Annotated in this window: 23 protein-coding genes and 5 pseudogenes; 18 read left to right on the forward strand and 10 right to left on the reverse strand. The window is 36.0% G+C overall.

Annotated features, from left to right (window positions below; all coding sequences use genetic code 11):
• Nucleotides 1-131 precede the first annotated feature (131 nt).
• Nucleotides 132-956, forward strand: coding sequence for a hypothetical protein (locus F7731_RS15035; RefSeq protein ID WP_151535598.1), 825 nt, complete (start codon nucleotides 132-134; stop codon nucleotides 954-956).
• 147 nt (nucleotides 957-1,103) lie between these two features.
• Here F7731_RS15035 and F7731_RS15040 read toward each other — a convergent pair whose 3' ends face one another.
• Nucleotides 1,104-1,901 carry an HAD family hydrolase gene (locus F7731_RS15040; protein WP_151535599.1) on the reverse strand — a complete coding sequence of 266 codons (798 nt, stop codon included), beginning with the start codon at nucleotides 1,899-1,901 and terminating at the stop codon, nucleotides 1,104-1,106.
• 402 nt (nucleotides 1,902-2,303) lie between these two features.
• On the opposite strand from F7731_RS15040, the gene F7731_RS15045 reads away from it, so the two are divergent.
• From F7731_RS15045 to F7731_RS15070, 6 genes and pseudogenes are all read left to right on the forward strand, one after another.
• Nucleotides 2,304-2,822, forward strand: coding sequence for a GrpB family protein (locus tag F7731_RS15045; RefSeq protein ID WP_151535600.1), 519 nt, complete (start codon nucleotides 2,304-2,306; stop codon nucleotides 2,820-2,822).
• Nucleotides 2,823-3,057: 235 nt separating this feature from the next.
• Entirely contained in the window at nucleotides 3,058-3,588 is a 531-nt protein-coding gene (gene lepB, locus F7731_RS15050; protein ID WP_151535601.1) for a signal peptidase I, read from the forward strand.
• 99 nt (nucleotides 3,589-3,687) lie between these two features.
• Entirely contained in the window at nucleotides 3,688-4,113 is a 426-nt protein-coding gene (locus F7731_RS15055) for a hypothetical protein (protein WP_151535602.1), read from the forward strand.
• 47 nt (nucleotides 4,114-4,160) lie between these two features.
• A pseudogene (locus F7731_RS26885) lies at nucleotides 4,161-4,271 on the forward strand (aminoglycoside phosphotransferase family protein); the annotation flags it as partial.
• Between the two features lie 199 nt (nucleotides 4,272-4,470).
• Nucleotides 4,471-5,572, forward strand: a pseudogene (locus tag F7731_RS15065) (lactonase family protein).
• Nucleotides 5,573-5,783: 211 nt separating this feature from the next.
• A complete protein-coding gene (locus tag F7731_RS15070; RefSeq protein WP_151535603.1) occupies nucleotides 5,784-6,824 on the forward strand; it encodes an alpha/beta fold hydrolase in 1,041 nt (346 codons plus the stop codon).
• A gap of 91 nt (nucleotides 6,825-6,915) precedes the next feature.
• Here the strand turns inward: F7731_RS15070 and F7731_RS15075 are convergent, their stop codons facing one another.
• Nucleotides 6,916-7,356, reverse strand: a complete 441-nt coding sequence (locus tag F7731_RS15075) for a GNAT family N-acetyltransferase (RefSeq protein ID WP_151535604.1) — start codon at nucleotides 7,354-7,356, stop codon at nucleotides 6,916-6,918.
• A 145-nt stretch (nucleotides 7,357-7,501) separates the two neighbouring features.
• On the opposite strand from F7731_RS15075, the pseudogene F7731_RS26890 reads away from it, so the two are divergent.
• The 4 genes and pseudogenes from F7731_RS26890 (at nucleotide 7,502) to F7731_RS15100 (ending at nucleotide 9,374) form a co-directional block, all read left to right on the forward strand.
• Nucleotides 7,502-7,935: pseudogene (locus tag F7731_RS26890) on the forward strand (NUDIX hydrolase).
• 26 nt (nucleotides 7,936-7,961) lie between these two features.
• Complete coding sequence (locus F7731_RS15090) at nucleotides 7,962-8,501, forward strand: histidine phosphatase family protein (RefSeq protein WP_151535607.1); 540 nt, start codon at nucleotides 7,962-7,964, stop codon at nucleotides 8,499-8,501.
• Between the two features lie 51 nt (nucleotides 8,502-8,552).
• Nucleotides 8,553-8,978 carry a VOC family protein gene (locus tag F7731_RS15095; RefSeq protein WP_151535608.1) on the forward strand — a complete coding sequence of 142 codons (426 nt, stop codon included), beginning with the start codon at nucleotides 8,553-8,555 and terminating at the stop codon, nucleotides 8,976-8,978.
• Nucleotides 8,979-9,245: 267 nt separating this feature from the next.
• A complete protein-coding gene (locus F7731_RS15100; RefSeq protein ID WP_246197230.1) occupies nucleotides 9,246-9,374 on the forward strand; it encodes a hypothetical protein in 129 nt (42 codons plus the stop codon).
• Here the strand turns inward: F7731_RS15100 and F7731_RS15105 are convergent.
• From F7731_RS15105 to F7731_RS15115, 3 genes are all read right to left on the reverse strand, one after another.
• A complete protein-coding gene (locus F7731_RS15105) occupies nucleotides 9,341-10,762 on the reverse strand; it encodes a sigma-54 interaction domain-containing protein (RefSeq protein ID WP_151535610.1) in 1,422 nt (473 codons plus the stop codon). The genes F7731_RS15100 and F7731_RS15105 overlap by 34 nt on opposite strands.
• 199 nt (nucleotides 10,763-10,961) lie before the next feature.
• Nucleotides 10,962-11,747, reverse strand: coding sequence for a 3-hydroxybutyrate dehydrogenase (locus F7731_RS15110; protein ID WP_151535611.1), 786 nt, complete (start codon nucleotides 11,745-11,747; stop codon nucleotides 10,962-10,964).
• Nucleotides 11,748-11,851: 104 nt separating this feature from the next.
• A complete protein-coding gene (locus tag F7731_RS15115; protein WP_151535612.1) occupies nucleotides 11,852-13,294 on the reverse strand; it encodes a GntP family permease in 1,443 nt (480 codons plus the stop codon).
• Between the two features lie 791 nt (nucleotides 13,295-14,085).
• On the opposite strand from F7731_RS15115, the gene F7731_RS15120 reads away from it, so the two are divergent.
• Nucleotides 14,086-14,532 (forward strand): SgcJ/EcaC family oxidoreductase, encoded by a 447-nt coding sequence (locus F7731_RS15120; protein ID WP_151535613.1) that lies wholly within the window; start codon nucleotides 14,086-14,088, stop codon nucleotides 14,530-14,532.
• Between the two features lie 92 nt (nucleotides 14,533-14,624).
• Here F7731_RS15120 and F7731_RS15125 read toward each other — a convergent pair whose 3' ends face one another.
• Complete coding sequence (locus F7731_RS15125) at nucleotides 14,625-15,050, reverse strand: VOC family protein (protein WP_151535614.1); 426 nt, start codon at nucleotides 15,048-15,050, stop codon at nucleotides 14,625-14,627.
• Nucleotides 15,051-15,349: 299 nt separating this feature from the next.
• Between F7731_RS15125 and F7731_RS15130 the strand changes: the two genes are divergently transcribed.
• The 4 genes and pseudogenes from F7731_RS15130 (at nucleotide 15,350) to F7731_RS15145 (ending at nucleotide 18,287) form a co-directional block, all read left to right on the forward strand.
• Entirely contained in the window at nucleotides 15,350-15,826 is a 477-nt protein-coding gene (locus tag F7731_RS15130; RefSeq protein WP_151535615.1) for an NUDIX hydrolase, read from the forward strand.
• A 25-nt stretch (nucleotides 15,827-15,851) separates the two neighbouring features.
• Nucleotides 15,852-15,995 (forward strand): annotated as a pseudogene (locus F7731_RS15135) (GNAT family N-acetyltransferase); the annotation flags it as partial.
• Between the two features lie 208 nt (nucleotides 15,996-16,203).
• The gene (locus tag F7731_RS15140) at nucleotides 16,204-16,773 is read left to right on the forward strand and encodes a helix-turn-helix domain-containing protein (protein WP_151535616.1); all 570 of its coding nucleotides are present in this window, start codon (nucleotides 16,204-16,206) and stop codon (nucleotides 16,771-16,773) included.
• Nucleotides 16,774-17,057: 284 nt separating this feature from the next.
• The gene (locus F7731_RS15145; RefSeq protein ID WP_151535617.1) at nucleotides 17,058-18,287 is read left to right on the forward strand and encodes a CynX/NimT family MFS transporter; all 1,230 of its coding nucleotides are present in this window, start codon (nucleotides 17,058-17,060) and stop codon (nucleotides 18,285-18,287) included.
• Nucleotides 18,288-18,401: 114 nt separating this feature from the next.
• On the opposite strand, the pseudogene F7731_RS15150 reads toward F7731_RS15145, so the two are convergent.
• A pseudogene (locus F7731_RS15150) lies at nucleotides 18,402-18,656 on the reverse strand (glycerophosphodiester phosphodiesterase family protein); the annotation flags it as partial.
• A gap of 39 nt (nucleotides 18,657-18,695) precedes the next feature.
• Nucleotides 18,696-19,169, reverse strand: a complete 474-nt coding sequence (locus tag F7731_RS15155) for a DinB family protein (RefSeq protein WP_151535618.1) — start codon at nucleotides 19,167-19,169, stop codon at nucleotides 18,696-18,698.
• A 166-nt stretch (nucleotides 19,170-19,335) separates the two neighbouring features.
• On the opposite strand from F7731_RS15155, the gene F7731_RS15160 reads away from it, so the two are divergent.
• Entirely contained in the window at nucleotides 19,336-19,878 is a 543-nt protein-coding gene (locus F7731_RS15160) for a GNAT family N-acetyltransferase (protein WP_151535619.1), read from the forward strand.
• A 164-nt stretch (nucleotides 19,879-20,042) separates the two neighbouring features.
• On the opposite strand, the gene F7731_RS15165 is transcribed toward F7731_RS15160, so the two are convergent.
• Together F7731_RS15165 and F7731_RS15170 are read right to left on the reverse strand one after the other, a co-directional pair.
• Nucleotides 20,043-20,705, reverse strand: coding sequence for an AraC family transcriptional regulator (locus tag F7731_RS15165; protein ID WP_151535620.1), 663 nt, complete (start codon nucleotides 20,703-20,705; stop codon nucleotides 20,043-20,045).
• A gap of 61 nt (nucleotides 20,706-20,766) precedes the next feature.
• Entirely contained in the window at nucleotides 20,767-21,522 is a 756-nt protein-coding gene (locus tag F7731_RS15170) for a VOC family protein (RefSeq protein WP_246197227.1), read from the reverse strand.
• A gap of 1,173 nt (nucleotides 21,523-22,695) precedes the next feature.
• Here F7731_RS15170 and F7731_RS15180 point away from each other — a divergent pair.
• Complete coding sequence (locus tag F7731_RS15180) at nucleotides 22,696-24,096, forward strand: purine-cytosine permease family protein (RefSeq protein WP_151535622.1); 1,401 nt, start codon at nucleotides 22,696-22,698, stop codon at nucleotides 24,094-24,096.
• The last annotated feature ends 198 nt before the right edge of the window (nucleotides 24,097-24,294 follow it).

Below are 24,294 nucleotides of genomic sequence, written 5' to 3' on the forward strand. Positions count from 1 at the left end.
ACACTGATATGCGTTACCGAGGCATTATTAGGAATGATTAATGTACTTTTTTATTGAAACGGGCAGGTTAGCTAAAAAACGATTTTTTTTTTACCCAAAACGTACTCAGTTATACTCATTTAGAGAGGAGGATGAAACCGATTCTTTGGATAATCAATGGTATTATTAGCAGCTTGATATTCATATTTTTAGTTAGCTTTTCGTTTAACTTTTTTGATATGTTCATGATCCTTATACTTTGGGTGATGTTTGTATTGCCAGTGTTTTTGATTGGCGGTTCTACCACTTTAGCTGTCGTTTTCTATCTTCAAAAAAAGTATCAATCAATGTCATATTTTCCTTCTTTAATCGTGTTCATTTTTTCAGGTATAATCTGTAATGTTTTTGCCTTATTGGATTTAGCAAGAAATGGATGGAACGAAGGAGTCCTTCAGTATCTAATTTTAGGAATTGCTGGTTCCCTTATTTATTTTCATATGTGGTTGTTATTAAATAAGGCCACTGCACTGATAAAAGCTAAATTACCAATGAATAAAATAAACTTTTTATGGAAAAGCGGAATAAACGTTTTCATTGTTGTGGTAATAATAGCATTTATATTAAATTTAAATCGTGCCCAAGAGAATATGAAGCTGGAGCAAGTTATTCATTCTATTGTAGAAGATAAAAATAATAGTCAGTTTAATCTTAACCCTTTAACAGATTTCTCCTGGGATAAAGCCCAATTATTTGGACCATATACTACGAAAGAAATAATAGAAGAAAGTTTAGGAGTTAGTTACGATGGACAAACAGGTGGGATTGATTACAGAGAAGATATTTTTCTACTCGTTTTTCTTCACGAAGATAAGGTTGTACAATATGCAATTCTAGATCGTCAAGGCGCTGTTAATTTTAGCGGAAAAAAAGCTATAACTCCATCTGATGATTTAATAAAGATTGAAAGAACTCATTGAAATAAATATATTTCTTCGAGTAACAGGTACGAGTGTTCATTAGGACCAGTCACTTTTTTACTATCTGATTAAATCATATGGCCAATAAAAAACGACAGGTATATTTCTCACCTGTCTTTTTTTACAAAAAGTCATTTGAAAAAAACTTTATATAGCATATGATTTTGATGATTTAAGAAGATAACGTTCGATAAACTCAGCTAATCCATCATTTTCATGGTGTTCTGTAACAAAATCAGCAGTTGCTTTAATTTTCTCGCTAGCGTTCCCCATGGCTACTCCAGTACCGGCATGACGAAGCATCTCTATATCATTGGGTCCGTCTCCAATGGCTACGACTTCTTTTGGACTCATTCGAAATTCGGTAAGCAAGCTTTTTATGGCAGACCATTTAGAAACATTAGGAGCAACTATTTCAAATCCGTCATTCCAATCGATGACGTCTGCTTCCTTTTTAAACATAGCAGATAATTCAAGACTTGGTGCACCTGTTCGAACACTATATTTAAGAACATCATGATAATTTGCTTTTCTTAAATCTCCAATATACAGTGGCGGAATTTGCCCAACTTTTGTCCAATAATCGATTTCTTCATTGATTTCCTTAACATAAAGCCCATTAGCTGTATGGACCATAACATTACAAGGACTTTCAGCGGTCAGATGGTGAAAACGTTCTTCGTTTAATTGGACGGTTTTCATTTGCATAACTCTTCCTGTCTCCGCATCGTGAATGGCGGCACCATTCAAACAGATCATCGGAGTTCGTAATCCAATTTCTTTATGGTAGGGAGCGGTTACTTCATAGTGTCGACCAGTAGCTAGAAAAACCTTAACTCCTTGATTAATGAGCCTATGAATGGCTTCTATATTTCGGCGAGAAATGGAGTTTGAGGCTTTTAGTAGTGTACCATCCATATCAATAAATATTGCACGTACATTCATTTATTTTGCCTCCTCATTCGTTGTTAAACCAATCATATCATCTGAATATTAAGGCTAAGTAAACTCATTGTATAGATTTAGTGAAGAGCAGTTTAATGGTTCGTTAGATAACCGTTCCCTTGAATGTTAGAGGGGCCTATTAAATGAGCCATTTAACTTAATTTTTGTTGAAGTTTCTTCTTTTTCATGGCTAAAAGAAGCTTATTTGTTTTGGAGATAATTATGATCACAATTACAAATTTACCCATCTAAATGTTAAAATAAAGATAAATTTTTTGGGGAGACGCTAAATGTAAGAGAAATATTGAGTTAATTGAAGAGCATTCATTAGAGGATGCTGTATTAAAATAGTTTCTCGAAAAAGGACTAGTATGATATTCAAATAGGGTAAGGGGGATACACTTGAAAATCAGACTGACGGAATTTAGTGAAGATTGGTCCCGAATGTTTCAAACTGAGGCTGAATTCATGAAGACAATCTTTGGAGATGAAATCATTAAATTCGAACATTTTGGGAGCACTTCAGTCCAAGGTATGAAGGCAAAGCCTGTCATAGACATGATGTGTATTGTTAAAGACATCGAGAAGGTTGATATAGTCAATGGAAAAATGGCTGCTTTTGGTTATGATGTAGCGGGAGAATGGGGTATCTCGGGCAGAAGGTTTTTTCGTAAAGGCGGTGAGAATCGAACGCACCATATCCATTTTTATCAATTTGATCATGATCAAATTGAGCGGCATTTAATATTCCGAGATTATTTGCGGTCCCATCCGGAAGAAGCAGCTAAATACAGTCACTTTAAAGAGGAGTTGGCTCAGCAATTTGATAACACAAGTGAATACAGTAAGGCAAAAAAAGAGTTCGTGAGGGAAATGGAGCAAAAAGCGCTTATTTGGTTTGAGGAAATTCAGCGAGATTAAAAATTTGACTATTTTATTAGTCTTTCAAACATTAAATTTAGACGCGAGCGAGATAAAATCAGTGATTATTATTACGAAAAGGGAATAAGAATTTTTGAATATTTTTGACTGACAAAGACATGAGTTGAAGAAGGAATTTAATCAAAATTAACGAATTAATTAAGAGGAAATCAATTTATCTAGAAATTGAAAACGTCGAATGATTTGTATCAAATGAAACAATAGGAGCGAAACAATGACAGAAAACACAAAAAAAGAAGTATTTTCTTGGATAAAATCATTAGCATTTGCCTTCATCGTTGCTTTTATATGCAGAGAGTTTCTTTTTTTACCTACGACTGTATTTGGTGAATCCATGTCACCTACGTTTCAAGATCAAGAAAGGGTTGTCATCAGTAAAACGGCTGCCATCGAACGGTTTGATGTGGTTGTATTCGATGCGCCGGATGTGGCCGGTAAAAAATATATTAAGAGGGTCATAGGACTTCCTGGTGATCGCATAGAGATGAGAGACGATGTCCTTTACATTAATGGAAAAGCATTTGAAGAATCATATTTAAAGGAAAATAAAGAAGGTAATCCATTGAATAGGTTGACTGGTGACTTTTTGCTACAAGAAGTACCAAAAGATTCATTATTCGTCATGGGTGATAATCGTCTGAATAGCAAGGATAGCCGGCATTTTGGCTTTATTCCAATAAACTCTGTAATTGGAGAAGTGAAGTTTCGATTTTATCCATTTCAGGCAATCGGCATACCAAAATAAAGCAGCGAAAGAGAGCGTTTCTACAAAGGTAGGGGCGCTTTTTTTACTAATAGGGCAGCTTCTGTGTACAGGCTATTTCCTAAATAAGGAGTGAAATTAATGAAGTCGAATATAAAAGACATAGTAAGCTATGTTAGCTATGTCGTTGGTTTTGTTATGCTAATCATTGTGTTAAGTAAATTTCATTTTTATTTTGAAAGAATGTTCTCCGAAACTTATAAGATTTTCCCCTGGCACATGTACGCTATATTAATGTATTTGCCAATTGGCGTATTTCTAGGATTGCCAAACTTCATCAAGGCATTTAAAAGAACAGGCAAATGGAAAATTAATGTGAAAAAGTTGATCATTATTATTTTGCCAATGCTTTTTATCAGTTTTTACTGGTACTTTCCCTTTGTATATCCAATTCCCGATTTTATTGCAGAGACGAAAGTGTTTTCAAGATTTGGCATGATCGTTGTCGGTTTTATTTTAATAGATAGTGTTACGAAAGAGGATGATGATAAAAATAAAAGCGATTAATTTCAGGAATGGCAAGGTTTATTGACGACTTGGCAGGGGCTATCTACGATGTCTTTCAGTGGGCTCCAATCATTGCGGGTGCAAGATTATCTGAAAATGTTTCATCCGAAAATCCTGAACGCCTTTTGAAAATAGTAAATGATTATTGTCTTCTTTAAATCATCATAGGTGTTTCCATTAAATAATAGAAGAGATAAGGACTCTTGTTTAATCCGGTGGCGATCTTTTTTGTTGAACTAACATTTCTTGATAATCGAATAATCGTTTAAACCTCTTTTTTGATAATAATTTCCATCAATTTTGGGAATTGAAATGGCAAAGGAACCATATAAAATTATGAAAGGAGAGAGCCATAAAATGCAGACAATGAACAAGTATGATCGTACGAGTGTGAGCATGGTCTACATTATGACTAATAATGAATCAAATCATTGCTTTTTATAGGGATATGAACGGAATGCTCACTTTTGTAGGTGCCTACCCAACTTATGGAAGAGGGACTGGAACAAAGGAAGTCTCTACTGCAACTACAAACGATGGCGTGGATCCCCTTACTTCACAAGGCTCCTTAACTTTGACCCGTGATGGACGCTTCCTGCTTGCCGTTAACGCAGGAAGCCATAGTATCAGCAGTTTCATCATAACCGAAAGAGGAACACCTGTCCTCGTGGATGTAAGGCCATCTGGAGGTGCTCAGCCCAACAGTGTCGCGGTGTTTGGTCATCTTGTGTATGTCGCCAATGTAGGGAATGCCGCAAACAACTTTTCATCTAATATCACTGGTTTTCGCATTGATGATAACGGTCGCCTCACTCCTATTCCCGATTCCACCCACACTCTCAGTACTTTTAATGCCCAACCAGCCCAAGTTCTCTTTACGCCTGATGGCAGTAAAATCCTTGTATCCGAACTTACTTCAAACCACCTCAGTATATTCAATGTCAATAAAAATGGTACGGTTACAGGACCGATCGTTAATAAGTCTTATGGTCAAGGCCCATTGGGCGCTCATTTTCTATCCAATGGTATCCTCTTAGTTACAGAAGCAGATGCAAATGCGCTGTCATCCTATTCATTGAGCAACGACGGTATCCTTCGCGTGATCAGCGGCTCTGTACCAAACGGATATAAGACAGCGTGCTGGGTTATTACAACGATGGATGAACGTTTTGCATACGTTACCAATACCTTAAGCGGCACCATCTCCACCTACGGAATCTCTCCTAATGGAGTACTGTCGGTAGTAGGGCATATTACCAGTACGCCGCCAGGTACAGCACCAGGTCTTCCGATAGATGTTGGAGTGAGTAAAGGTGGACGGCATTTTTACACCCTTAACGGAAATCAGGGGACAGTCTCGGTATTTACTATCCAAAAGGATGGAAGTCTAGCAAGATTGCAGGTTGCTGCCTGGACTAACATTCCTTACTTTGGATCGCAAGGTTTAGCTGTACTTTGATTCTATGGGATTTCCCCTACTTGGTGGAACAAAAAAACGGGAGTTGTAAAAGCAAGTGCTAGCATACTGGCGGCTATTTTTGTGAGAAAACATATTTGCTTGAACACAAATTTATGTAACTGGTGGCGTTGCTTCGATTAAGAAGGGGCATTTGGATTAATCATAGGAAAAAATTTATGAGAAACGTAAATAAAGATAGAGGGAGCCTAAATTGAATAAAAAGAGAAAAATTAAAGTGATAGGTATTTTCTTTTATTCATTGTTCGTAATTAAATTTGTTTTTCCAACATGGACACCCGATATTAAAGGAATAAACAGTATTAGCACATTACAGCAAATTGAAATAAACGGGACGAAAATGGAAGTTATGATTAGGGGAAAAAACCAATCAAATCCGATTATCATATTTGTTCATGGTGGTCCAGGCTGTTCGGAAATACCTTACGTAAGGAAGTACCAAGATTTACTCGAAGAGAATTTTACCATTGTTCATTATGATCAGCGTGGAAGTGGAAAATCCTATCACTTTTTTGAAGATTATTCGAATGTAACAACAGATTTGCATGTGGATGATCTTTTAGAATTGACGGACTATATCACAGAAAGATTTGGCCAAGAAAAGGTACTATTAATTGGCCATTCATTTGGAACCTATATCGGAATGAAAGCTGCAAGCAAAGCACCTGACAAATTTTCAGCGTACATTGGAATTGGGCAGGTTGCCGATACAGTTCAAAGTGAATTAGATAGTTTAAGATATACGATTAATCAGGCAAAGTTAGCTGGAAACATGAGCGATGTAAAAAAGCTTGAGAACCTTAAAAGCTCAGTCGAAAATGGTGAAAAGTTTACACCGAGAAATTTAGTTCGAAAATATGGTGGAGCAGCAAAGTTAATTAATGATAATATGGATTACTATTTAGGATTTCTATTCGGTCCTGAATATAATTTCCTTGATGCTATTCGTTTTGTAAAAGGCGTTTCGATCACACAAAGCATTTTATTATCTGAGGAACGGAAACAACATATTACAAGCATCATTGATCGATTTGAAGTACCTTGTTTTTTTGTCATGGGCCAATATGATTATATGACCTCAGTAAGCGCTGCACAGACATACTTTGCAAAAATTGAAGCACCTGTTAAGGAGTTTATAATTTTTGATGAATCTGCCCATTATCCACAGTTTGAGCAAAAAGAATTATTTGCAAATTGGTTAAATGAAACTTGGAGGGAGCTGGATAAAAAGTAATGGAGTAACTTGCTATCTCCTTAAAGAATAATAGATGAGGAATGCTATGATAATGAAACAGCGGTCTATCGTTATGATTGACCGCTGCCTTTTATTTAAGTTTTTTATACATCACAATATGTGGGCCAATAGGGGGATAATCAAAAACTTCACCATGTATGTTAAAGCCTAATTTATTATAGTACCCCTCTACTGAGGTTCTTGCTTTGCACCAAATAAAATCGATGCCCTGTTCTTTTATTAAATTTTCGGCGTAGTTTACAATTGCTCTTCCAGCGCCTAACATTCGATATTCCTCAAGTGTAGCCATTTGCCTTAAGCGATATTGTCTTTCAATAGGGAAATCCGGATTCTTATCGGCAATAAAGGATGCAACGCTAATTAGCCTACCTTGATAAAATGCGCCAATATGAAATGCGTTATCTTCGTGGTCTGTATCAAACTTGCTATGCTCAATTGTTTGATGTGGACGCAGGACTGTATGTCTAAGACTATAAGTCATTTCCGGTGTAATTTTTCTAACCTCTATCATGTTTATCCTCCGATCTTTGGAATTGAATGAATAAATAATTCTCTAATAGCTCTAGTAATCCTGCCTATTATAAAAAGTTTTACAGAGAAGGAAATTTGTAAATTTTGAAGAAGTAAAAAGAAGAACTAATTGGAGGTACTTAAAAATGTTTATTGTAAATGTTGAAGGTGCTATATGGAAAAATGACAAATGGCTAATCATTGAAAGACATATGCAAGAGGAACATGCTGGCGGTCTACTTTCTCTTGTTGGAGGTAAAGTGGATAAAGAAGGGAATTCAGCTGATATATTAGAAAGAACGATGAAGCGAGAGATTTTTGAAGAGGTCGTGTGAAAGTAAAAGACCGGTTACATTATGCATATAGTACATCTTTCATAACGGATACTGGTGAAAATGTTGTGGACGTTGTTTTTCTTTGCGAACATGATTCTGGTGAAGCATTTCCTAAAAGTCCTAATGAGGTAGCTCAGGTATTATGGTTATCTGCCGAAGACATATTTAACCACCCTAAATCACCTATTTATTTGAAAGAAAGCATTAAACGTGCTGAATCGTTAATTCGAACTTATTCATTATAAAAAATGATAAAATTGGAGCGGTTTTTTTGAAGAAAATTTATGTTATTAGGCATTGCGAAGCAGAAGGGCAGCCACCTGAATCAATGCTTACAGATAAAGGTATTCAACAAGCGTTCGATTTAGCTGAGTTTTTCTCAGAAACTAAAATCGATAGGATTATTTCCAGTCCATATAAACGTGCAATTGATTCTATACAGCCACTTGCAAATCAATTAAATGTTGAGATTGAGATTAATAGAAATTTGGCAGAACGTGTACTGAGCACCATAAATCTTTCGGATTGGCTTGAAAAGCTAAGAGCAACCTTTGAGGATATGGACGTGAAATTTGCGGGTGGCGAGTCTAGTCGAGAGGCAATGAAACGAATCGTTGAAGTTGTAGAAGAAATTTTTAACGGTATCAATGAAAATACCATTATCGTAACACATGGAAATTTAATGTCTTTGCTTCTTATGCATTTTAATAAAAACTTTGGATTCAATGATTGGGAAAATCTAAGTAATCCTGATGTATTTCTCTTAAAAAATGAAGGGAATAAAGTAAGCTTGGAACGATTGTGGGAATAAGAAAGCTTGTAGTCGAATTTTGTTAATTATCCAAATTGTGGAGGTTTAGAAATGAATGTGGATATCTTAAGAGTAGGGACTATCTATCTACCAGTGGCTAATGTGGAGCTCTCCGCGAAATGGTACGTGAGCAAACTAGGTGCTGTGTTAACTTATCAAGACGAAAACAAAGCTATTCTAAACTATGCAAATCAAAGTATATTTCTTGTTGCGTCTCAGGAAAACCAAAGCTCTAACTTTATTGATATTAACGGCGAAGAACGTTTTTCAATAACCTTTGAAGTTAATGGGATTGATGCTTTAGAAGCGCTTCATAAGGATTTTATCGCGAAAGAAATAAAAGTTGGAGAAATAGAAGATAGAGGGCATCCAGGAAGGAACTTTGTATTTCAAGATTTAGATGGAAATAAATTTGATATATGGAGTGAACTAAGTCCAATTTTTAAAGAGAAATATTTTGGTACCTATGAGCTTTAGAATCAGCTATTTCTAAATAGGTTGCAGGAAGAAGTGTTAGCGCACATATTATTTAGTAATTTTGCAAGAATTAAGGCTTGATCGTTTATACGACCAAGCCATTATTTAGTGTGCTCGGCAAGTCTAACAGCTAGGTGGTGAAAGTCTACTACATGCTTGGTAGTGGGAACTGTTAGCGAAAGGCAAGGGTGTCTATCGTGAGGTAGAATCTGAAGGAAGCCGGACGAGTTTGCTAATAAAAACGATTCGGAGGACTTGATTCAAGAAGTGTTTATTCGTGTTTTGAACAGCTTGTCTAATTTTAATACAGTTAGCTTAGAGACCTCGATTTTTTCAATAGCAAAACATACCCGCATTGACCATTATTTAATACCATATTTAATGCATTTCTCATAAAAACTTGTTTTACTAATTTGTAATAATTTTGCTGCCTCCTGCTTATTTCCATTGGCAGCTTGCAGTGATTGTAGAATTGAGTTTTTTTCAACTTGGGTCAAGATGTCTTTTAGAGGCTGAATAGGTATGGATGCTGTTTCACTTGATGCAACTGTTTTTGATTCTAAATCTGTAAAAACTCCATCATCTAATGGCTGATCCCGAAGATAAAGTGGAAGATGCACCGATTCAATTTTATTCCCATCCAAAACATTTATGGCTCGCTCTAACACATTTTCAAGTTCTCGAATGTTGCCAGGCCATGAATGCTGTTGAAGCCTTTCGATCACTTCAGCAGATAATACAAGTCCTTGCCGGTGAAATTTCCGTTCAAGTTTTTTCAAAAGACTAGCAGAAATGAAATGAATGTCTTCCTTTCTTTTCCTAAGTGGTGGGATTTCGATTTTAATTACATTTAATCGGTAGTATAAATCCTGGCGGAACTTTCCTTCTTCCACCATCTTGTCTAGATCTCTGTGTGTAGCGGCGATAACACGAACATCGACAGAGATTGAATTTTGCCCGCCAATTCTTTGCAGTTCCTTTTCCTGCAGGACTCTCAAAAGTTTGCTTTGCATCGTAAGCGGCATATCTCCAACTTCATCAAGAAAAATCGATCCATTATTAGCAATTTGAAATAGTCCCTTTTTCCCCCCTTTTTTTGCTCCTGTAAACGCTCCATCTTCGTAGCCGAATAGTTCCGACTCTAATAAATGTTCAGGAATTGAGGCACAGTTAATGGGTACGAACGGAAAGGCTGCACGTGTACTATTATGATGTATCGCATGGGCGAATAATTCTTTGCCTGTACCAGACTCGCCTAATAGCAATACCGCTGATTGACTTGCGGAAATTCTTTCAGCAAGTGATTTTGAAGCAACAAATGCGGGGCTGCTGCCAATTAAATCATTAAAGCTATACTTACTTTGCAGCTCCTTTTCAAATTTCCTTTTGTAATACTTAAGTTCTTCTAAAAGAGATTGAATTTTTGATTTGTAAGCCAACCATTCTTCCGGATTACGAAACGTTACTGTTCCAAGGGCTCCTACCAATTCTCCATCAACAATAAGCGGAAAACGGTTAGCAATCATCTCACTCCCATTAATCGACTGAACAGATGCGAATTCAGTTTGTCCCGTTTTTGCTACAATATGCATTCGCGTGTTTTCGATAACTTCTTGAACATTCCTGTCTAATGCATTTTTAACAGTCGTACCTAAAAACTCACAATAGGCTGAATTAATGTAGCGAATCATCCCTTCTCGATCGACAACAACGATTCGTTCTGCAGATAAATTAATAATTTCCTCAAGCCATTTATATGGAATAGTAGAAATTCCTAGGTTCATAGTATTTTTCACCTTTAAAAACATATTTAGGTACATTATATCAAAGTTATGAAAAAAGTTTCATTTTGATCAGAAAATACCAAATATTATAATTGCTGTATATCCCTAAACCGAAATTTTCCACCAAAAAAATCATAGTGGAAGGGTATTAGGCAGAAAAAAGAACCTTATTAAATAAAATAAGGTTCTAAAGACATTCCTATTGAACAGTATATCCTCCATCAAGAACGACAGCCTGCCCTGTAACCCCTTTTGCTTTATCACTGGCTAAAAAAACAGCATAATCAGCAATTTCCGTAACTGATAATAGTCTTTTTTGGGGGACTAGTGGAAATAATACTTCCTCTATGACCCTATCAAGAGGAACATTTCTTGTTGCAGCCAAGTCTTCTAGTTGATTCCTTACGAGTGGGGTATCCACATAACCCGGACATAGGGCGTTTACCGTAATCCCATGAGGAGCTCCTTCTAATGCCGCTACTTTTGTTAATCCGATAACTCCGTGCTTTGCACTGTTATAGGCCGCTTTTCCTGAAAATCCAATCAGACCATTAATGGATGCCATATTAATAATTCTTCCAAAGCCTTGTTTTTTCATGAAAGGAAATACGTGTTTAATCCCAATAAAAGGAGCTGTCAGCATAACATTCAGTAAAAGTGTAAATTTTTCTGTAGGAAATTCCTCAATTGGTGATACATACTGCAGCCCTGCGTTATTCACAAGAATATCGATGCTTCCTAATGATTCAAATGCTTGGTTAAGGCTGTTTTTATACTCATCCTCGTTCGTCACATCACAAGGAGCTGATAGAGCAATAACTCCTTGTTCATTCAGATCAGCAACAACCTTTTCACTGCTTTCTCTATTCAAGTCCGAAATAACAATTTTTGCTCCCTCTTGTGCAAAAGTTCTTGCAATTTCGAGTCCAATCCCACTTGCTCCGCCTGTAATAAAGGCTGTTTTTCCTTCTAATTGCTTTCCCATACTTTTTCCCCCATTTTACAATAATAATTATTTGTGGTTTGCCAGCAATTCCGTGGTATCTCTAGCTAGTAAGGTCTCCTTACTAACTAATCTTCCGCTTTTCTTTATACAATCCCGAATAATGTGTAAAGTGCAATGATAAAGAAAACAGCAAGTGTTTTAATGATTGTTATGGCAAAAATATCTCGATACGATTGTTTATGAGTTAATCCGGTAACAGCAAGCAAAGTAATAACAGCTCCATTGTGTGGAAGTGTATCCATTCCACCGGATGCCATCGAAATAACGCGGTGCATGACCTCTGGTGGAATATTAGCCGCAGCAATCGCCTTGTTGTATGTTTCAGCCATTGCACTTAAAGCGATGCCCATCCCTCCTGAAGCTGATCCTGTAATACCGGCAAGAGTGGTGGTTGTAACAGCACCGTTTACAAGCGGATTTGTAAACGTACCAGATATTCCGTTACTGATAAGTGCGAATCCTGGAAGAGCCGCAATAACCCCACCAAATCCATACTCTGAGGCAGTATTCATAGTGGCTAGCAGTGATCCGCCAATACTTGTATTCAGACCTTCTTTAAAATTAGTCATTACACGTTTCCAATCATAGGCAATAGTCGTAACAATTCCCACAATTAAAGCAATTTCAACAGCCCAGATAGCTGCAACGCTTGACACATCGATAACTCCAAGAGCGTCCAAGCCTACCTTGGAAAAATCAAATCCTTCAGGGTACCATTTAGGTATATTCGTAACAAAGACTTTATTCATGACTCCAACTAAAATAAGCGGAATAAAAGCAAGAATTTGACGTATAAGGGGCTGATTCGTTGATAATTCCGGAACGGGCTCTTCTTTATGGGCCAAATTTGACCTTTCGGCAGCTGAAGCTGTTTCAGTTCCAAATCCGAAGTATCCCTCTCCAGCTTTCTCAGCCTTTTTACGCCGCGACTCAAGATATAAAAGCCCAACAAAAAGGACAAATAATCCACCTAAGATACCTAATACGGGTGCAGCATAAATATCTGTTTTAAAGAATGAGACAGGAATAACGTTTTGAATTTGCGGTGTTCCTGGAAATGCATCCATCGTAAAGGTGAAAGCACCTAATGCAATTGTTCCCGGAATAAGGCGTTTGGGAATATTGGCTTCCCTAAACAATTGGGCAGCAAATGGGTAGATAGCGAAAACAGCAACGAATAAACTTACTCCGCTATATGTTAAAATTGCTCCCAATAGAACGATGGCCAAAATTGCTCTTTTTGCCCCGATTGCCCGGACAATTGTTTTTGCGATAGACTCAGCAAGGCCAGACATTTCTACAACCTTCCCGAAAATAGCTCCTAATAAAAACACTGGAAAATAATTTTTAATAAATCCAACCATCTTATCCATAAAAACGCTAGAAAAAAACGGTAATACGTGACTAGGGTCTGTCAATAATACGGCAAGTAATGCACAAATCGGTGCGAATAAAATAACAGAAAACCCACGATAAGCCACAAACATTAATAATCCCAATGACAAGAGAATAACGATTAAATCCATGCAAATCCCCCTTGTTCTATTAAACTTCCGAATTTTTATAACTACTGCATTAAGTAAGCGTTTACAATTAACGCGACCCTCCTTATCCTATCATCTCTCTTGGAAATCCCATAGCACTATATAGTATTGCAAGTTCCATGCCAATAATCACCTAATTCGGAATCTTCTATATAACAGGTTTTCTGAGGTGGAAGTGCTCTACTAAATTAAAAAGGCTGTTTTCGTAAACTTTACTGTTTGCAATTACTGGAATATAGCTCCTATAAAACCCTGAATAAAGTATTTCTTTAGGGTCCATTTGAACTGCTCTATAAGCTCTTGAATATAGTTTTTCACCAGTTGCGGTCCAAATGAAACAAATAGGGAGTCATAGAAACGGAATATACAGTTGTTAGTAGTTGTGCATAATTGAATCTTTATTTGATTAATATTATTAAAAAGTAAAACATCAGAAAAGAGCCATTTATAAAACAATGCTTAATATAGAAATTTCCTTTTATCCGGAATTTCCTAATATAATATTCCGGAAATGTGGAATATTCCTGTTTTCCGGAATCAGATCTCGTGTGTACAGAAAAGCATCTAAACTTAAGTGAATAAAATTTTAAAAACCCCCTAATAGGGGTTTTTTTACGTTCTATTTAAGCTTCATTCAAGATTCATAAAGATTTATTTTTAGATATCCCGATACTATTCACTTGATAGGTCATAACCCAAGAGAGTAAAATATCTCCCAAATGAAACAAAATGTATTATGATAATAAAAATTGAATTTTTCGGAGTGAATCATAATGGAAAATCACAATTCAAAAGAAGTACAAGCTGTCTATAAACAACTGCTAGAAGCATGGAATAATCGCGATGCTCGCGGAATGGCTGATTTATTCACAGAAGATGGTGAAAGCATTGGATTTGATGGCAGTCAATCAATAGGCAGAGGAGAGATTTTTTTGCATCTTGAACCAATCTTTATTAACCATCCGACTGCTCGGTTTATTAGCAAAGTAAAAGAAGTGTATTTTCTGAGTTCTGAGGTCGCACTTTTGCGTGCAATTGCTGGCATGATACCGCCGAATCAATCAGACATTAATCCTAAAGTAAATACACACCAGACTCTTGTAGTTGTAAAAAAGGAAGGAAATTGGCGGATACAGCTGTTTCAAAATACTCCTGCCCAGTTTCATGGAAGACCCGAGTTAGTCGAACAAATGACAGATGAATTAAGAGAATTATTATAGTTGTTTTGAAACAATAACGGCTTGATCGTTCATACGACCAAGCCGTTAATTATGTATGTCTTAGGTAGTTGAGATTGTTTAATAGAAAAAAATTAATGTTTGCCTTCCGTGTAAATTTGGAAGGTGACACCAAATTTATCCGTTACGCTACCGTAAGCAGGGCTGAAATGTGTTTCTTGTAAAGGGATGCCCACTTGTCCGCCATCTTGTAGTGACTCAAAAATTTGGTGTGCTTGATCTGCATTGCTTGGAGTAACACAAATGGTTACTTGCGTTCCAACTTGATGAGGTTGACCAGGGAGAACGTCAGAAAACATAAGTTCTTCTTCTCCAACTTTTATCGTAGCATGTGCGACAAGATCTTTTGCTTCCTCGGGTAAAGGGAATTCCGGGTTAGGAGGCATTTGTCCAAATGTGAGAATTCCCATCACTTCAGCATTAAACACCTTCTCATAAAATTCAATTGCTTCTTTTGCGTTTCCATCAATCATTAAATACGGTATGAATTTAAATGACATGGCTACTCAACTCCCTAGTTTAAAATCATATTTTGTAGGGCTAGTCCACCGATATCGTGTGTATGCCCCAATCATTATTATATCCTATAATTACAATAAATAACATTATTCTCTTGCTTAATAGTTGTAAAATTCAAATTTAATTATATGATTTCGTTTTAGGCTCTACTCAACTGTATGAATTAGCAAACAAGAATATGGCTTTTTTGCGGTAAAATGGAAGGGGGGCATTGTTAAATCCGGATCCCATCCCTGGAATAAAAACAAACGAGGAAATTAAAGTTTTTAGGAGAATTATTATGACCCAAAATGGAATTGTTTTAGTTGTTAGTGTTTCAATATTAAAAGATAACGAGGTTTTGATCATTAAAGAAAATAAACCATTTGCCATCAACAAGTGGAATTTCCCATCTGGACGTATTGAGAATAAGGAAGATATTCTTCATGCGGCATGTAGAGAGGTAAAAGAAGAAACAGGATTTGATGTCAAACTAACTGGAACAACGGGTATCTATAATTTTATCAGCAGCTCCAATCATCAAGTGATATTATTTCATTTTATTGGTGAGCTTACTGGGGGTAGCTTGAAACTTGAAGAGAACGAGATTGTAGACAGTAAATGGATAAGACTCTCGGAGCTTATGAATCTTCCATATCAAAAGCTTCGAGATGCGAATGTTATAAAACAAATAGTTAATCGCCTTTTAAACGAAAAAATTCATTCTTTAGCAATTTTTAATGAACCATTAAAGGGAGAAGTACTAAATGAGGATTAATCCAAAAGAATTTTACATACAAAATTTGAATGTCCTGGAAACGAATGGAAAAGTAATAAATCTTTATACAAAGTATGGCTTTGAAGTGGAGGGGGTTTTGAGAAGAGACAAAATTCTATCTGATAGAAGTTATTACAATACCATTTTAATGGGAAGATATAGCGGATGAGGATTAGATAGTAATGAGATTGTTGTGTAGGTGGGTAAATAATTAATGATGTTTTATAATAAAGTATATTGTATCATTCTTAATGTGTACGATTATATATTATAATATATAATCGGTTTATTTATTATTATTTTGTAAACAGGTATATTAAAACGCTAATATTATTACACCTATTATTTTTCTATAATATCGCAATGGGAGGCTTAAAATGAATCCAGAAATCGATGATCCAAAACAAGTGGTTTTACAAGTTGGGGCAGTACTTAAAAAACTTCGTAAAGAAAAGCATTTGAGTCTTGAAGATTTATCAGAATTATCGGGTGTGAGTAAGCTGACACTTGGAAATATTGAACGTGGAGAAACAAATCCAACCATTGGAATGTTATGGAAAATTTCAAAAAGCTTATCTATACCAATCATGGCATTATTCTCTACTGAAAACTGTGTGAACCTGTCTCGAGCGGGGAAGGGGTTAAGAATCGCTGGGGATGATAATAATTGGATGATTGAGCCGATTTTTCAAAATGCAGGCCATGGTATTGAAATGTATCGAGCTTATTTGCAACCTCATAGCTCATACTATCCAGAAAAACATCACCACAATTCAACGGAACTTACTACAGTAATGTCTGGAACCATTACAATTCATGTTAATAATGAGTCATACACTCTAAATCAATATGATTCTATTAGTTTTCGTGCAGATGGTACACATTCATATATAAATCATACTAATGAAGTTGTTGTTCTCTATATTATGTTGAAATATGGGAGCTAATAAGCAATTCCTATTTCTCATAGTTTACACTACGACATGAAATAGCCCTCTATCCATCATATGGATAGGGGTTATTTTTGTTGTGTTTTTTTGTTTTGTTGGAAATCAAAGTCACATTTAGTGGATAGTTTATCAAAAGACAAGTATTTTTGTATATTATATTGTTGTTTATTTTAATAAAAATATATTATAATATATTTTTGTGTTTCAATACTAAAATATCGCAGTAGTAAATGATACTGTATCCAGTAGCAAGAATTTCTAAAGTACTTGGAGGAAACATCATGGATTCAACATACAGCAAAGCTAAAATGATAAGTACAAATGTTTCTAAATCAGCCGTTTGGTTGATTATTGTCGGCATTATTTTTATTGCAACTAATCTACGAGCACCATTAACCTCAGTAGGACCTTTAGTGGGTATTATTAGGGATAATATGCATATTTCAAATACACTAGCAGGCATGATTTCCACACTGCCTCTATTAGCTTTTGCACTTTTTTCGCCTTTTGTAGCTAGGTTAGGACAAAGATTTGGCGTGGAGCTGCTTATTCTATTTTCAATTATTCTCCTCACTATAGGAATTATTTTACGTTCCTTGTCTGGAGTAGCAACTTTATATATTGGCACTGCAATCCTTGGGTTTGCCATTTCTGTTGGTAATGTATTGTTGCCTAGCCTTATTAAACGGGAATTTCCCCTAAAAATTGGTTTAATGACAGGTATCTACTCCATTTCTATGAACTTATTTGGAGCCATAGCATCTGGTATTAGTGTTCCAATTGCAGTTGGATTAGGATACGGATGGCAAGGTGCACTTGGCATTTGGGGCATTCTTAGTTTTGTATCTATTCTATTTTGGCTGCCACAAATGAAACGCCGCCATGGGGAAAAGGCAAGCGTTCATAAGCAAAAAGCTGACAATAAGGTGAATTTATGGCGTTCAGCAATAGCGTGGCAGGTCACCTTTTTTATGGGAATACAATCTACGATGTTTTATGTGATTGTCGCATGGTTGCCTGAAATTTTAAAACCACAAGGAATAAGTGCAGCTCAATCTGGCTGGTTGCTCACCATTTTACAATTAGCTTTGCTTCCCTTTACTTTTATCGTTCCGCTCATCGCAGGACGGATGTCCAGTCAACGTTTACTTGTTACCATTACCTTTATTTTGTTTTTAACTGGAACTCTTGGATTACTTTACGGAAGTATACATTACATTGTTTTGTGGGTCATCATCCTGGGAGTTGGGGGAGGGTTTGCATTTAGTTTAGCGGTGATGTTTTTTGGTATGCGAACAGAGAATGCTGGGCAAGCAGCAGAGCTGTCTGGTATGGCCCAATCTGTAGGATATTTGCTTGCTGCTCTTTGTCCAACGCTCTTTGGATATCTGCATGATGTAACGAATAGCTGGACACTTCCACTTCTGATTTTGGTTGGCTTGTCAGTATTACTCTTCATATTTGGTTTAGGGGCAGCTAGAAATCGATATGTTGGCTCTGCCAAAGCATAGCTTTTATGAAAAATGATAGGCTAAATTGATATTAATAGTAGTTAAATGAATAAAACCAAATAAATACCGAGCCCTTTGGACTCGGTATTTATAATTTAAAGAACTTCATTATATTTAATTCGGAGCAATTAAATCAATCCGGTTTGTCCAGATTCCGCCATAATAATTTTTAGGAAGACGTTCTAAATCTTGTTTACTATCAAATCCTTCTGACCAACCGCCATTTCCTGCGACAATAATGACACGCGTATCCACTTTTTCCATCCGATTTAAGAATTTATTTGGCCATCCCCATATCCAAGAAGCATATGTCTCGGGAAGGTGTATTTGTGTATGGTGACAGGAAGATGGAATATATCCCGTCCAGCCACCGTAGGGTCCCATCTAATTTGAAACGGCCCTAATAAATTATTCAGAAGAAATAACTCGATATAAGTGTTTTATCGTTTCGACATGCATTGCCTCATGATAAAAGCTAAACAAAAAAGCCTCTCCAACTGTGTAAAATGTAATGCCAGAACGATTTGTGAATGGTGTCGGTAATGTTTCGTATAAATGCCACTGAATAAATTCTTTAATTCTTTCCTTCTGTTCCGTCAAGACTTCAGCAATCTCTAATAAAGATGGAGGCATTTCCATCCAATCTGCAGGACTTGTTCCCGCACCAAAAAGCTGCTCATAATTGCTCGGAATATTCATTTCTTCACCTAAAAGCCCATAAACGAGCTTTTCCTGTACAAATGCAATATGTCCAAAGTTCCAACGAATATTGTTGTTAAACCCTTTTGGAATGGTATTCGCCATTTCTTCAGGTATCCTCATAATCGCTCGCTCCGTTATTTGCCGCACTGTTTCCATATGTTGAATGATTGTTTTGTCCAAGAAAAAACCTCCTTTTAAATTTGCGCTATTTAGTTAGTTCGAGACTTTCATTGGGTTTTCCTACTCAATATATAAATATTTCATTCAAGGAATTATAGAAGAAGGAATGTTCAGTACAAATATCGAACGAATATCGATACAGAAAGCTGAGAGGGAGAAGCCGAAAATGTTAAATATTGAAATCAGAAGACCAACACTTGATGATACTACAGAATTAAATCATTTTTTTAGAATCGTTATTACCGACACGTTTCTTAAAGAAGGTATTGGTCATATGTTGGAGGATATTGAGAATGAAATTACTTCTAAGGAAAAATATTTACATACTGACTTCGAAAGTAATGGAGAAAAACGATACTTTTTGATTGCTTCAAACGGGGATCAGATTATTGGTTCAATCGAAATTGGCCCCGCAAGCGAGCTGATTAATCATTGTACAAACCATGCCTTACAAGAGCTATTGGAGGTTGGCACAGTCTTCGTTCATCCTGACTTTCAAAGGAAAGGGATAGGCAGTATGCTGTTAAATGCGATGTATTTTACTCTACGTAATAGGGGGATAGAAGAATTTTGTTTAGATAGTGGCTACACAGCATCGCAAAAAATTTGGAAAAAGAAGTTTGGAGAACCTCAGTATCTATTAAAGAATTATTGGGGGGAGGAGAATGATCATATGATTTGGAGGGTTAAGCTGAATGATTTATTATAGTAGATTAATTCAGCAATCTACTTTTTTTGCTGTTATTTAAGGTATAGCCATTTTTTATGGAATTCCCTGGGTGTATGGGGAATTTAAGGGGGATTAAAAGGCATTATGTAATTGCACAATGCCTTTTTATGATAGATATTTATTTAATCGGAGTTTGAATCTAGTTAAATAGAAATCCTACATTTTCTTATTAGCTCTATGTATTGAATATCACCTAACCCATATTCGGGAAATTTCATCAATAGATCATACATAAGCTCTTTTTCAGGGACATTTGGATGATTTTTAATATATAACATAAGATCACTTTCTTCATTTTGATAATTCAAGTAAAGCTCAATCCCCTTCTTTAATGGTTCGGGATAAGTAGCAGAAGGTGTGTTTTTATCGACCAAAACCTGTTTGTATAGATCATAATATCCATTCACTTCAAGTGTGAATTTTTCTAAAGGCTTATAGTGGTCATTTATGAGTTGAAGGTCGATTGGCTGTGCAAATTTTGTTTGGTCGAGCCAAGCAAGAATGGTAAGGACATTTATTTGACAGAACATATCAGGGCCAAACCACAATTTAAGATACGTAAAGTCTTTATCCAATAGGGGCTGCAAAGGTTTAAGGGTGAGTTCATTATATTGGATGGACGAAACGTGATGAACCTTTGCGCGAACGGCGGTAAATTCATCTGAAAAAAGATCCATGGATGTATTTCCGTAACACATTGCTTCATTAAACGGAACCATAATTTCTTGCTGAAGATGATGTGTTTTCTTAAAATAATCGTACATTTCCTGTCCATTTAATATGTTTAATTTTTGTATTTGAGCCATGTTTCAACCTCATCTTTATATTAGAATACTACGGATGAAATGTTACTTCGCTTAATTTTTCTTAGGAATTTTGTATTTGAAGATTATGAATGTTTATCTTCTTATTAGAATAATCTTTGTTATTACATTTTAAAACAACTTCTACTCTGTATGTATTGGAAGTTATAAAACGAATTGTTTGTGCTCCTAAATTAATTTTAAGTAAATCTTTACTTTCTTCATAGTCCTCGAATAAAGCGTAGAGGACTTTTTTATCGCCCTCCGTTAATTTTCCGTAAATGTTTACCTCCGTAATGCCCTCGATAGCATTATCCCTGCTATTTGGCACCATATACTGTTCCATATAGGTCTTAGATTTTTCATCATTTAATTGCTGAAGAAAAAATTGAAAAGGGACTCCTTTAAATTCAGGTAAATATAAGTTACGCCAAGGCATCGTCTTGGTTAGAAGATTAAAGAACCAACGGAATGTCAGTGGCTCCGGCGGAGAAACATTTACATTTTGACTAAGCAGTTGTTGGTAGGTCTCTTCAATGTCGTTAACCTCTAAAGCAAAACCAATCAAACCTCGATGCCCGTCTAGATATTTTGTAGTCCAATCTTTGATCCATCCTCCACCGTCTTTTGCCTTAATTCGTACAAGTTCAAAATATTCTTTTCCAATCCAAATATTTGATACCTTAAACCCCTTTGTTCCTTTCCCCCACCTAGGCTTATAAGGTAGCCCTATTGAATGAATGGAATTTATTAGCTCTTTATCTTCTTGTATAAATTTATCTACATTTATGACTAAATGGTCAATCTTCAAGTTTTTCACCTCTCCGCAGTTAAATAGGATTTACAAAAATCAAGACCTGTAGCAACAATTCGCTTGTGGGTATAAAATACTTAATTGGTAAATTATTATAGTTTGAGTTTATCATAGTTGATTCGGATTAAAACAGGAAGTTATTTACGTTAATTTTTATTAGAGGCATCAAAAAGCAAGTGGAACGGTAATCATGGAGTGTTAGTCATGGCAATCGTTTTTTCCAAAAAGAGAGGAGAACGCTAACTATGAAGAGTTCATGGTAAGCAACAGCTTTCCGAAAGCGGCTCTACTATCTCAAAGTGTGTCAAGAGAGCTGCCAAACGATAGCGAGTGGATGAATGAGCCTAGAAGCCTTTTATTTTTGGATCAAATATTTTATAATAGAATTAGATATATAGCAAGGGAGTTGATGACTATATTGTTAAATTTATATATGAAATCTTCCCAACAGAAGAAACATTAGATCATTGGCTACGATAATGTAATGTCTTCAAACCTATAATTTTGCCCTTTAAGTCGAAAAAATATAGGCAATCCTATTCTTGTTTTGATTTGCAGCCAACAAAAATGGATAAAAAGAAGTATCCCTTTCTATAAGACATCCCTTCAAAACCACTTCAAAGTTTTTCTACACTTAGAAAAAACTTATCAATCTTTCTTTCGCGATGATGCGAAATATCCAATAATGAAGGTTTATAAAGATTATACTAACCTTACTTTTTTTATTTAGATCAACAAAAAAGGCAATCTTTTGGCTATGACTCTACCTAACATTGAAAATTTATTCAACAAGAAATTAGGAGAAGTAAATATTCTATTTCACGGTCCACAACTCATGAAACGGGAAGGAGGATAGTGGTCAGCTATTTTATGTCGAAAGACAAGCTTCACCTCTTCAATTGACGTATGAAATACAATCAAAATAAATATGCCATTCTTCCAACTATAGCAAACAAGTGATACGAATACGTCATGTACAGAATGTTTGGCAATTAATAATGTGAATTAATTCACAATTTTACATTGAATAAAATCAATTCTGTTGTATGCGTGGAAAGGGAAAATTATTTAGTTACTATCGGGCAAATTATGACCTTGTTATGTATCTACAGGCTTTTAGTCGGTTCTTAAAATCCAAAAGCTTGAATGCAAATTTTTCATAACAAGGAGTTGATTAGTATGGGATCTGTCCAAATTACAGATCACAATACGAAAGTAGAAAATAAAGATGATTATACATTAATTAAAGTACCGCGTGAAGAAAGGAATATGGGTTGGATTAGTATAACGAATATTACCTTTGGCATAGCAACTGCCATTTTTTATTTTCAAATGGGGAGTGTAATGGCCCTGCAATTCGGAGCCATTAATGCAATCATATCCTCCATTTACGCAATAATTGTTGCGGGGATACTAGGAACATTCATTGCATATCTTTCAGCAAGAGCCGGTATGAACGTCAACTTTTTATCAAGAGGAGGCGGGTTCGGCTATATTGGTGCATCATTAACCTCTTTCATTTATGCAACAAACTTCATTATGTATTGTGCGTTTGAAGGGTTAATTTTAGTTTCTGCTGTCCATACCTTCTTCCCAGTTATTCCGGAATGGGCGATCATTATCTTTTTCGGAACCATTGTTATCCCTTTAAATTGGTTTGGTATTAAACAGCTAGATAAATTACAAAAGTGGTCTTTGCCTATTTTTGGTATTTTTCTTATAACAGCAATCATTGTTTCAATTTACACTCCATCTGTATACACAGGGCATTTTTGGTCTTATATGCCGGAGGGCGTTGAAGTTGGAGGAAAGGCATTACTTATGTGTATTGGAATGCACCATGGGATTATGGGTCTGACAGCCCTGCTTGCCTCTGACTATTCTCGCTTCCTTAAACCAAAAGATATTAAGATAGGCTCGGTTGCCATTGGGTTTATTCCACAGATCTTCTGTTTTGGTGTGATGGGCGGGTTAGGTATTTGGTTTGGTGTATCGCTGAATGAATCAAATCCAGGGGTTTACATCGTTATGCTCCTTGGAATTGGCGGAGCGTTATTCACGATGTTAACACAACTGAGAATTAATGTAACAAATATTTATAGCGGCTCGTTATCATTGGCAAGCTTCTTTGAAAATGTATTTAATTTTACACCAGGTCGACGGTTTTGGGTGGTTGTTACAGGAGTAACTGCGATGGTATTAATGTTAGGTGGCATAGTGAATCATTTAAGTGCCGCCATGACATTCCAGGGAGTCTTTCTATTGTCCTGGGCAGCGATTCTTGTCAGCGATGCCATGATAGTGAAAAAATTATTAAAGATCGGTCCCCGTTACTATGAAGGCAGACAAGAGTATTTGTATAAATGGAATCCTGTTGGCGTTGTATCTTTACTAGTAGCAAGCGGTTTAGGGACTGTAGCTGCACTAGGTTTTTTCGGAGAATATTTACAAAGTACTGCTGCTATCAATGCGGCGTTATTGTCAGCTGTACTCACTGTCCTATTGGCCATTCTTACAAAAGGAAAATATTATAGTAAAGGTGAGCCTGAAGACATTGAAAATGAAGATTTCATTGCATAAGTTTTTTTGAAACTTGTATAGTATTTTATTGAGAGATTAACATTTTTGTTAATCTCTTTTTTTGATTTAAAGAAACAATCAGAACGGTGGTCATGAATAACAAAAGAAGAATTCTTATAAAACTATTGAAACCTTAATGATTTTGGAAACGTAAACCAAGTATGTAAATTTGTGAAGCGGGCGAGATGATGGCCCAAT

This window comes from Cytobacillus depressus, from assembly GCF_008923245.1.
Classification (GTDB): domain Bacteria; phylum Bacillota; class Bacilli; order Bacillales; family Cytobacillaceae; genus Cytobacillus; species Cytobacillus depressus.